Source organism: Novosphingobium sp. 11B, assembly GCF_054589055.1.
In genome coordinates, this window is record NZ_BAAILP010000224.1 from 3,097 (window position 1) to 13,272 (window position 10,176).

The 10,176-nt window shown below is 66.6% G+C and carries 11 protein-coding genes and 1 riboswitch; of the genes, 7 read left to right on the plus strand and 4 right to left on the minus strand.

The window, feature by feature from the left end; genetic code table 11:
- A partial coding sequence (gene thiC / locus ACYPYD_RS20150) for a phosphomethylpyrimidine synthase ThiC (RefSeq protein ID WP_459665092.1) occupies positions 1-1,796 on the minus strand: 1,796 nt, incomplete at its 3' end.
- 63 nt (positions 1,797-1,859) lie between these two features.
- Positions 1,860-1,970, minus strand: a riboswitch (TPP riboswitch).
- A gap of 43 nt (positions 1,971-2,013) precedes the next feature.
- Between thiC and ACYPYD_RS20155 the strand changes: the two genes are divergently transcribed.
- From ACYPYD_RS20155 to ACYPYD_RS20165, 3 genes are all read left to right on the plus strand, one after another.
- On the plus strand, positions 2,014-2,640 hold the full coding sequence (locus ACYPYD_RS20155; RefSeq protein ID WP_459665094.1) for an SOS response-associated peptidase family protein: 627 nt from the start codon (positions 2,014-2,016) through the stop codon (positions 2,638-2,640).
- Positions 2,641-2,737: 97 nt separating this feature from the next.
- A complete protein-coding gene (locus ACYPYD_RS20160) occupies positions 2,738-3,607 on the plus strand; it encodes a DUF1838 family protein (protein ID WP_459665096.1) in 870 nt (289 codons plus the stop codon).
- Positions 3,608-3,653: 46 nt separating this feature from the next.
- Entirely contained in the window at positions 3,654-4,262 is a 609-nt protein-coding gene (locus ACYPYD_RS20165; RefSeq protein ID WP_008829798.1) for a uracil-DNA glycosylase family protein, read from the plus strand.
- Here the strand turns inward: ACYPYD_RS20165 and ACYPYD_RS20170 are convergent.
- The 3 genes from ACYPYD_RS20170 to ACYPYD_RS20180 form a co-directional block, all read right to left on the minus strand.
- Entirely contained in the window at positions 4,250-5,053 is an 804-nt protein-coding gene (locus ACYPYD_RS20170) for a MipA/OmpV family protein (RefSeq protein ID WP_156799822.1), read from the minus strand. The genes ACYPYD_RS20165 and ACYPYD_RS20170 overlap by 13 nt on opposite strands.
- 120 nt (positions 5,054-5,173) lie before the next feature.
- Positions 5,174-5,731 carry a DUF2585 family protein gene (locus ACYPYD_RS20175; RefSeq protein ID WP_459665098.1) on the minus strand — a complete coding sequence of 186 codons (558 nt, stop codon included), beginning with the start codon at positions 5,729-5,731 and terminating at the stop codon, positions 5,174-5,176.
- A gap of 41 nt (positions 5,732-5,772) precedes the next feature.
- Positions 5,773-6,318, minus strand: a complete 546-nt coding sequence (locus ACYPYD_RS20180; protein WP_069709211.1) for a GNAT family N-acetyltransferase — start codon at positions 6,316-6,318, stop codon at positions 5,773-5,775.
- A gap of 74 nt (positions 6,319-6,392) precedes the next feature.
- Here ACYPYD_RS20180 and crtY point away from each other — a divergent pair, with 74 nt between their 5' ends.
- The 4 genes from crtY to ACYPYD_RS20200 are packed head-to-tail and all read left to right on the plus strand — an operon-like array spanning position 6,393 to position 10,096.
- Entirely contained in the window at positions 6,393-7,592 is a 1,200-nt protein-coding gene (gene crtY / locus ACYPYD_RS20185; protein ID WP_459665100.1) for a lycopene beta-cyclase CrtY, read from the plus strand.
- The gene (locus tag ACYPYD_RS20190) at positions 7,589-9,067 is read left to right on the plus strand and encodes a phytoene desaturase (protein ID WP_459665102.1); all 1,479 of its coding nucleotides are present in this window, start codon (positions 7,589-7,591) and stop codon (positions 9,065-9,067) included. The genes crtY and ACYPYD_RS20190 overlap by 4 nt, the downstream gene beginning before the upstream one ends.
- Positions 9,064-9,501 (plus strand): hypothetical protein, encoded by a 438-nt coding sequence (locus ACYPYD_RS20195; protein WP_459665103.1) that lies wholly within the window; start codon positions 9,064-9,066, stop codon positions 9,499-9,501. Before ACYPYD_RS20190 ends, ACYPYD_RS20195 begins: the two co-directional genes overlap by 4 nt.
- 1 nt (position 9,502) lies before the next feature.
- A complete protein-coding gene (locus tag ACYPYD_RS20200; RefSeq protein WP_459665105.1) occupies positions 9,503-10,096 on the plus strand; it encodes an LOG family protein in 594 nt (197 codons plus the stop codon).
- Positions 10,097-10,176 lie beyond the last annotated feature (80 nt).

Below are 10,176 nucleotides of genomic sequence, written 5' to 3' on the forward strand. Positions count from 1 at the left end.
CCGGCCTCCGCCTCTTCGGCGGCGACGAAGGTTTCGACCGGCTGGTTCTGCTTCGCGGCGAACTCGCGCACTTCCTGGCTGATCTTCATCGAGCAGAACTTCGGCCCGCACATCGAGCAGAAATGCGCCGACTTCGCGCCCTCCGCAGGCAGCGTCTGGTCGTGGTACTGCTCCGCCGTGTCGGGATCGAGCGACAGGTTGAACTGGTCGCGCCAGCGGAACTCGAAACGGGCGCGAGACAGCGCATCGTCGCGGACTTTGGCCGCCGGGTGGCCCTTCGCCAGATCGGCGGCATGGGCGGCCAGCTTGTAAGTAACCACGCCGACTTTCACGTCGTCGCGGTCGGGCAGGCCGAGGTGCTCCTTGGGCGTCACGTAGCAGAGCATCGCCGTGCCGTACCAGCCGATCATCGCCGCACCGATGCCGCTGGTGATGTGGTCGTAGCCTGGAGCGATGTCGGTGACGAGCGGACCGAGGGTATAGAACGGCGCCTCGCCGCAGGCGGCCAGCTGCTTTTCCATGTTCTCCTTGACCTTGTGCATCGGCACATGGCCCGGCCCCTCGATCATGACCTGCACGTCCTGCTCCCAGGCGCGCTTCGTCAGTTCCCCCAGCGTGTAGAGTTCGGCGAACTGCGCCTCGTCGTTGGCATCCGCGATCGAACCGGGGCGCAGGCCGTCACCCAGCGAGTAGGCGACGTCGTAGGCCTTCATGATCTCGGTGATTTCGTCGAAGCGTTCGTAGAGGAACGATTCCTTGTGATGCGCCAGGCACCACTTGGCCATGATCGAGCCGCCGCGGCTGACGATGCCGGTGACGCGCTTCGCCGCCAGCGGCACGAAGGGCAGGCGAACCCCGGCGTGGATGGTGAAGTAATCGACGCCCTGCTCGGCCTGTTCGATCAGGGTGTCGCGGAAGACTTCCCAGGTCAGGTCCTCGGCAATGCCGCCGACTTTCTCCAGCGCCTGATAGATCGGCACGGTGCCGATCGGCACGGGGCTGTTGCGAATGATCCACTCGCGCGTGTCGTGGATGTTGCGCCCGGTCGAAAGGTCCATGACGGTGTCGGCGCCCCAGCGGATCGACCAGACCATCTTGTCGACCTCGTTCGCCACGTCCGACGCGACGGCAGAGTTGCCGATGTTGGCGTTGATCTTGACCAGGAAATTGCGCCCGATCGCCATCGGCTCGCTTTCGGGGTGATTGATGTTGGAGGGGATGATGGCGCGGCCGCGCGCGACTTCCTCGCGCACGAACTCGGGCGTCACGTAGTCCGGGATCGATGCGCCCCAACTTTCACCATCTCTGGCCTGCCCGTCGCGCACGTATTCCCTGAGCATGGCGCGGCCGAGGTTCTCGCGCTCCGCCACATATTCCATCTCCGGCGTGATGATGCCGCGCCGGGCATAGTGCATCTGGCTGACGTTCATGCCTGCCTTCGCGCGCAAGGGCCGCCTGACGACGTTGGGGAAGGCCGGAACCCCTGCCGAACGGTCAGGCCCCTTGAGGCCGTTGTCCTCGGGCTTCACCTCGCGCGCGGCGTAATCCTCCACGTCGCCGCGAGCGACGATCCATTCGCGGCGCTTGGGGGCGAGGCCCGCCGAAATGTCGATCGTGACATCGGGGTCGGTGTAGGGGCCGGAGGTGTCGTAGACCCGCACCGGGGCCTCGCCGCTGCCGGGTTCGAGGTGGATTTCGCGCATCGCCACACCCAGCGGGCCGACGTGGATCTTCCTCGATCCACGGATGGGGCCGGTGGTCACGCCGATCTCGAGCTTGGAATTGATGTCTGCCATGGATTGCCTCTCTTTTTCTCCATGGGACGAAAAAAGAGACGCATTGCGGGCGTTGAAACATGCTCAAACCCGACGCTCCACTTCCTCCGCCCGTACTAACGGGTTCAGGTTCGACGGGTCTTGTGGAGCATACCCACAACTCTCAGCCACTTGCTGGCTCCCCGGGGACGGCGCAGTGATAGACGCGCGTATCGGCGGGGTCTAGAGGCTTGAGCCCATGCCGATGCTCTATCGCCTCGACGCGCCCGCGCCGCATGTCGCACGCTCCTTCGGGGCCGAATCCGGCAATGACCCGTGGGACGGCGGCCACGTCGCGCCCGGGCAGTTCGCGCCGGTCATAACGGCTGGGCGAGAGGCGATCGCCGGGCCGAGGCCCCACTATCGCACCCCGCGCCGGATGATCCCGCGCCTCTGGGGCGTACCGCCGCCGCCCTCGGTGCACGAGCAGCGCGGCATCCTGACGGTGCGCAACCTCGACAGCCCGTTCTGGATCGGCAACTTGCGCAACAGCGAGTTCCGCTGCCTGGTCCCCGCCACGGCCTTCATGGAATGGGGCCGCCCCTCGCCCACGGATGGCAAGCGCCGCCAGTGCTGGTTCGCCTGCGCCGACCAACCGGTCTTCGCCATGGCGGCGGTATGGAAGGACAGCGAGATTCCCTCCTTCGCCCTCCTCGCCTGCGAAGCGAACGCGGCACTGAGAGCAGAGGGGCGAGAGACGATGCCGGTGATCCTCCCACCCGATCCGGCCGTGCAGGACACCTGGCTGCGCGGCGCCTGGGACCGCGCAAAGAGCCTCATCGCGCCTTATTCCTCGTCCCTCATGGCGATGCGCGTGGCGGGCTGAGCCCATCGCTATCCGAGACGCGACCAATCCCGTGCCACATGCTTGTTGCTCCTCCGATATCGATCAACTTTCTCGATCGCAGTAAGGGGATTGTAAAATGATCGAGCTGAACGACGCGGCAAAACTGGACCGACGAACCGCCTTGGGACTGGGCGCCACCGCGCTTGCCGCAGCCTCGCTTCCGGCGGCGGCCGCAACGCCGAAGAAGCGCCTGCTCGATCCCGCCAATGCAGCCGACGCCTCGCTGATCTATCGCAAGCTGCGCTATCGCACGGACGACGGCCTCGTCTTCTCGTGGATCAAAGGTCCGTACATGGCCGCGACGGGCGGCGACCTGATTCCGGTCTATGCGATCAACCTCGGATCGATCCAGCGCATCACGCACAAGACCGACGGCAGTTTCGAGCTGATCGACCTGGAGATCAGCTTCCGCGTCGATATCGACACCGGCCGTCGCCTCACCGACCTCCGCAACCCGATCACGGGAGAGACCGTGAAAGTCGGCGGTCGCGGTCCGATCCCCACGCGCGTGCGGGTTTCGGCGACCAACGAGATCGACATTCCCGACGTCCCGGGTACGCCCCGCTTCGAGCACGTCCACACCCCCGCCGTGCCCTTCACCTTGCGCACCGGCGAGATCGCGGTACGCGACCGCTCGCACGCCCGGGTGACCGCCCCCGACGGCTCGGTGTCCTATCTGAACGAAGTGAGCACCCTGTCCGCGCCGAGCGCGCTGGTGCTGGACCCGGCGGTCACCAACGTCGACACGCGAGTGCAGTCCAATGACGTGCGCAGCTGGCCAGAATGGCTGCGGATGGGAGATCGCCCCGGTACGCTCAATCTGTTCGGCAACGGCGGCAAGGTGAAGCGCTTCGAGGACCTTCCGGCGGACTGGCACGCCATGCTCGAGACGTATTATCCGCAGATCGCCAAGGACCCCGTCGCCGCTCTCGACAAGGCGGGGTAACAGGGCACGCCTTGTCTCAGGCAAGGAAGGTGGCCATCTGCGGTAGATGGCCTCCGCGACCCTCGACGCCCTCCTCGGCGAAATCCGCGCCTGCCGCCTGTGCGAGACGGCGCTGGGCTTCGAGCCGCGCCCGTTCGTCGCGGCCAGCCCCTCCGCGCGCCTGCTCATCATCGGGCAGGCGCCGGGCAGCAAGGTCCATGCCAGCGGCATAGGCTGGGACGACGACAGCGGCGACCGGCTGCGCGGCTGGCTGGGGCTCGACAAGGCCATGTTCTACGACACCGCGAAAGTCGCGCAGATGCCCTCCGGCTTCTGCTATCCGGGCAAGGCGAGCGGCGGCGACAAGCCCCCTCGCCCCGAATGCGCCCCGCGCTGGCACGCGCCGCTACTGGCCGAACTGCCGCAGCGGCGCCTGACCCTGCTGGTGGGGCAGTACGCCCAGAAACGCTACCTGCCGCGCGGCTTCGCGCCCAACCTCACCGAAACGGTGCGACGGTGGCGCGAGGCACCGGAAGGACTGTTCCCCCTTCCGCATCCGGCGTGGCGCAGCCGGCTGTGGATGGCGAAGCACCCGTGGTTCGAAGCGGAAGTGCTGCCTGACTTGCGCCGAAAGGTGATCGAAGCCGTCGAAGGCTCCCCGCATCAGAACGTATAGGCCACGCCCGCGCCCAGGACCCACTGGTTCGCACTGCCCCGCAGCGAGGTGAACGGCGTGTCCTTGCCGTCGTTCAGCATGCGCGAATAGTTCGCCACTCCGAACACCGAAAGCCCACCGTCGCGCACGTCGCCGGAGAGGTCATAAGCCATCAGCAGCGAGGTGTTGACGCTGTCCCAGCCGCCCTTGGCATTGTAGACCGGCAGCCCGCTCGCAAGGCTTTGCCCCGGATTCACCGAGTAATAGTAGCGCGCGAACTTGTCATCGACACGGCGGGCGCTGACCGCCAGCACCGTGACGACCGCCGGGCTCAGGGGCGTCGTGTAGCTGATCGCGGGGGACCAGACCATGCCCTTGTAGGCGCCGTTCACGTCCCACTTCACGTCGCTCGACAGCGTGAGCGTATCGTAGTCGTGCAGCACGCGGTACTTGGTCACGCCCGCGCTGACGCCGACCTCGATCGCCGGATCGAGCTTGCCTGCCGCCCGCACGACCTCGTCCCGCACGCGCCGGTTGCGATTGAACGAGGCCGTGACGACCGGCCCCAGCGAAAAGCCGATGCCCGAATCCTTGTCGTCGGGAATGAAGTCCAGCGCCACGCCCGCAACGCGCGGATTGATGTCCACGCCCTTGAAATGGCCGCGCACCAGCGGCACCGGCGAGAGGATGTAGTCATCCGAGCCACGATAGCTGGGCACATAGACGGCGCCGACACCGACCGTCAGGTAATCACCGTCGAGAACGTTCTCGGTCGGCTGTTGCTGCGGCGCCTCCTGCGCGATGGCGGGCATCGAAAGAAGGGCGGCAGATGCCGTGCAAATCCGTAAGACAAGGCGTGAATTCATGACGGTCCCCTGAAGATCTTGAGAGACCAACGCTTTGCGGGACCTAACAGTTGCCTCGCTTGGCTTTCAAGCCGACGACTGCCAGTCACGCACCGCCTCGATCGGGTGCACCAGCATCAGGACGTTGAGGGTCAGGTTGTCCCGAATCATGAACAGCGTGAACGTCTCGAACACCAGCGCCAGAGCTACGCTGGCTCGGGCCGGGAGGCGCGCGGCGACAATGAAACCCAGCGCCATCCACCCCACGTCGCTCAGCGAGTTGAGCACGCTGTCGCCGCTGTAACCGTAGCTGATAGTGACTGAACGGTAGCGATCGATGATCAGGGGCGAGTTCTCCAGCAGTTCCCAGCCTCCCTCGAACGCCACCGCCAGCGGCAAGGCCCAGCGCGGCGACAGGACGCGGCCCAGCGCAGTCCACCGCCAGAGCGCGCGCGCGATTCCGTAGAAGATGAACCCATGGATGACGTGGCTGAAACTGTACCAGTCAGCGACCTGCTGGCTGTTCTGGTCCGACTGCACGTCCCCCGCCCAGAACCGGACGACGCCGCATGGACAGATCACCGGACGCCCCATGGCAAGCTCGACCGCCAGCAGCGCAAGGCCAAGAGCAAGCGCCAGCCACACCGCCGGACGATGCGGCAGCAGGGGCGAGCGTCCCGCGAGGTTCAGGATGCCGCGGCACCTTCGGGCAGCGTCTCGTTCCCGTCGCCGAGGCGGCGCTGCATGAGGAACACGTCGATCCACTGACCGTGCTTCCAGCCCGCCGCCGTCAGCGTACCGACCGGCAGGAACCCCGCCCGCGCGTGGAGCACGACCGAGGCCGGTTCCGAGGCCGCGATCACCGCAAAAGCCTGCCGGAAACCGCGCTTCTCGCACTCGGTGAGCAGTTCCTGAAGCAGCGCGCTGCCGATCCCGCGGTTCAGGCTGTCCTGGCACACGTAGATCGTCGTCTCGACGCTGTAGCGATAGCCCGCACGCGGGCCGTAGCGCTGGGCAAAGCCGAAGCCGAGCACCTTGCCGTCATCGTCGCGCATGACGAGGAAGGGATAGCCGCCCTTGATAAGCTCACAGATCCGCCGTTCCGATTCCGCCTCGTCAGGTGGCTCGGTCTCGAACGTCGCGGTGCTTTCCAGCACGTAGTGCGCGTAAATCTCGGCTATTGCGGCCGCATCCCCCGACGCGGCGTCGCAAACTGTCAGTTGCCCTGTCATCGTCACGAACATGCAGTAAAGCGAGGGGTCTGCCAAGTTGCAGCAATCGTTCGCAGTGCCTAAACAACGCCGCGATGCAGCAAAAATCGGCCGATCCGGCGTTCTGTGACCTCGCGATACTCGGCGGCGGCCTTGCCGGCGGGCTGATCGCGCTTGCCTTCGCGGCGCGGCGACCGGACCTTCGTGTGGCGATATTCGAGCGTGATCAACGACTTGGCGGGGAACACGTCTGGTCCTTCTTCGCCAGCGACCTGCCCGAAGGCGGCGAGGCGCTGCTGGACCCCATCGTCGTTGCCCGTTGGGACGATTACGAGGTGCGTTTTCCCGGCACCAGGCGGCACCTAACGACACCCTACCGGAGCGCAACGGGCACAAAGCTCGACGCGGCGGTGCGCGCAGCGCTGCCCGCCGACGCCATCGTCACCGGCTTCGAAGTCGAGCACGCCGACGCCACCAGCGTCACCCTGTCCGATGGTCGCCGCTTCGCCACCGGGGCGGTGATCGACGCGCGGGGGAGCCGGGGCCTGCCGCACATGGCAGGCGGCTGGCAGAAGTTCGTCGGGCTGTCGCTGCGCCTCGCTTCGCCGCATGGGCTGGCGCGGCCGGTGGTGATGGATGCCACCGTCGCGCAGATCGACGGCTACCGCTTCGTCTACTGCCTGCCCTTCTCCGATACCGAGGTCTTCGTCGAGGATACGTACTATTCCGATACCTCCGACCTCGACCTCCCGGCCCTGCGCACCCGCATCGCCGACTATGCCCGCGCGCAAGGCTGGCAGGTCGAGAGTGTTGCCTACGAGGAAACCGGCGTCCTTCCCGTCATCGCCGAGGGGGATTTCGAGGCGTTCTGGCGCGCCGGAAGCCCCCTGCCGCGTGCCGGAACCCGCGCCGCCTTGTGCCATCCGCTGACATCCTACTCGATTCCCGATGCGACAAGATTCGCGCTTTACCTGACCAGCCTCGACAATCTCTCCGGGTCCGCCCTATTGAGGACCAGTCATGACAGGGCCGCACAGCACTGGCGCCAAGGGCGCTTCTATCGAATGTTGAGCAAGATGCTCTTCGGCGCCGCACACGGCCCGGATCGCTGGCGCATGCTGGCGCGCTTCTACACGCTGCCCGAAGGGCTGATCGAACGGTTCTACGCAGGCCGCTCGACCCCGCTCGACATGGCGCGGGTGCTGGCCGGAAAGCCGCCGGTGCCGGTGGGCGCGGCGCTCGCCAGCCTGACCGGACGCGGGCGTCCGCTGGCTGATCTGGGAGCCGTATCGTGAAGAAGGCCTGCGTCATCGGCGCCGGTTTCGGCGGCCTTGCCCTCGCGATCCGGCTCCAGAGCAGCGGCATCGCCACCACCCTGATCGAAGCGCGCGACAAGGTGGGCGGCCGCGCCTACTCCTGGCAGCGCGAGGGCTTCACTTTCGATGCCGGCCCCACCGTCGTCACCGACCCCGAATGCCTGCGCGAGTTGTGGAAGCTCTCCGGCCACGACATCGCCGACGACGTGACGCTGATGCCGGTCATGCCGTTCTATCGCCTCAACTGGACCGATGGTGTCACTTTCGACTACTCGAACGACGAAGGTTCCCTGCGCCGCGAGATCGCCCGCGTCGCCCCCGGCGACCTTGCCGGGTACGAGGAGTTCGAACGCTACGCCGCCGGGGTCTGGCAAGAAGGCTACGTCAAGCTGGGGCACGAGGCGTTCCTCGACTTCTCCAGCATGATCAAGGCCGCGCCCGCGATGATGCGCTATCAGGCGTGGCGCTCGGTCTATTCGATGGTCTCGCACTACGTGAAGGACGAGCATCTGCGCCAGGCGCTCTCGTTCCACACCCTGCTGGTGGGCGGCAACCCGATGAGCACCAGCGCGATCTACGCCCTGATCCACAAGCTGGAAAAGGACGGCGGCGTGTGGTGGACCAAGGGCGGCACCAACAAGCTGGCGCAGGGCATGGCGAACCTGTTCGAGCGCCTCGGCGGCACGCTGCGCGTCGGCGACAAGGTCCGGCAGGTCCACACCATCGGCGATCAGGTCACCGAAGTGGAATGCGAGAGCGGCTGGCGCGAACGTTTCGACGCGGTCGCCTCCAACGGCGACCTCATGCATACGTACGCCAGCCTCCTCGGCGACATGGTGCGCGGCAAGGAGATGGCCAGGAGCCTCACCAAGAAGAGCTTCTCGCCAAGCCTGTTCGTCGTGCACTTCGGGCTGGAGGGCACCTGGCCCGGCATCCCGCACCATACGATCCTGTTCGGCCCCCGCTACAAGGGCCTGCTCGACGACATCTTCGAGCATGGCGTGCTGCCGCGCGATTTCTCGATCTATCTCCATCACCCGACCGTCACCGATCCCTCGATGGCGCCGCCGGGCAAGAGCACGTTCTACGCGCTCGTTCCCGTCGCCCACATGGGCAAGCTGCCGATCGACTGGGCGGAAGTCGGCCCGGTGCTGGAACAGCGCGTGATCCGCGAAGTCGGCCGCCGCCTGATCCCCGACATCGAGGACCGCATCGTCACCCGCTTCCACTACGCCCCGCCCGATTTCGAGGCGGACCTCGGCGCGTGGAAGGGCAATGCCTTCAGCCTCTCGCCGATCCTGACGCAGAGCGCCTTCTTCCGCGGCCACAACCGCGACGACAAGCTGAAGAACCTCTACCTCGTCGGCGCGGGCACGCATCCGGGCGCGGGGATTCCCGGCGTCGTCGGCAGCGCCAAGGCCACCGCCAAGCTGATGCTGGAAGACCTCAGGTGAGCCGGGAAGTCCACGCCCTCAATGCCGCATGGGGCTGGACCGGCGTGCACTTCGCCGAGGTCGTCGCGCACAGCCTGATGGGGCACATGCTCGTCACCGACGATGCGGGCGCGTTCCATTACGTCGATCCCGATCTCGGCGAAGTCACCCCGCTCGGCACCGAGGCGGAGGCCAAGGCGCACATGGCCCTGGACGAGACGAAGGCGATCTGGCGTGCGGACGCCCTTGTCGATGCGGCGTTAAAGCGGCTAGGGCCTGCCGCATCGGGCGAGGTCTACAGCCTCACCCCGCAGGCGCTCGTCGCCGGGGACTATGCCCACGAACATCTGGTGCGGATCGATTTCGTCCGCCTCATCCAAATCACGGGTGACCTCGCCCGGCAGACGCGCGATCTTCCGGAGGGCGCGCTGGTTAATATCAAGGTAGTTGACTGACATGAAGCGTCTCGCCGTCTATTGCGGCTCCGCCACTCCCGCCGATCCCCGCTACGTCCAGCTTGCCGCGGACGTCGGCACCGCGCTTGCCACGCAGGGCATCGGCGTCGTCTACGGCGGCGGTCGCCTCGGCCTCATGGGCGCCGTCGCGGGTGCCGCGCTGGCGGCGGGCGGCGAGTGCATCGGCGTCATCCCCGAAGCCCTGACCGGCAAGGACGGCAAGGGCGGCGAAGTCGCCAACTACGATTGCGAACTGACGATCGTGAAGACCATGCACGAGCGCAAGGCCAAGTTCACCGAGCTGTCCGACGGCTTCCTCGTCCTGCCCGGCGGCGTCGGCACCATGGACGAGCTGTGGGAAGCGGTCAGTTGGGCGCAGCTGGGCTATCACGACAAGCCGGTCGGCGTGCTCAATGCCTTCGGGTTCTACGACGGGCTGCTGGCGTTCAACCGCCACATGGCCGAAGTCGGCTTCGTGCGCCCGGCGCACCAGGGTATCCTGCTGGCCGATACCGAACTGGCGCCGCTGCTCGACCGCATGCACGCGCACCAGCCGATCGTGCCGATCGTGAACATGGACCCGAACACGCTGTGATGCGCGCGGCCTGCCTGTCTCCCCTCCCGCTTGCGGGAGGGGCCGGGGGTGGGCCTGTTTCCCGCACGTCCGTGGCACCC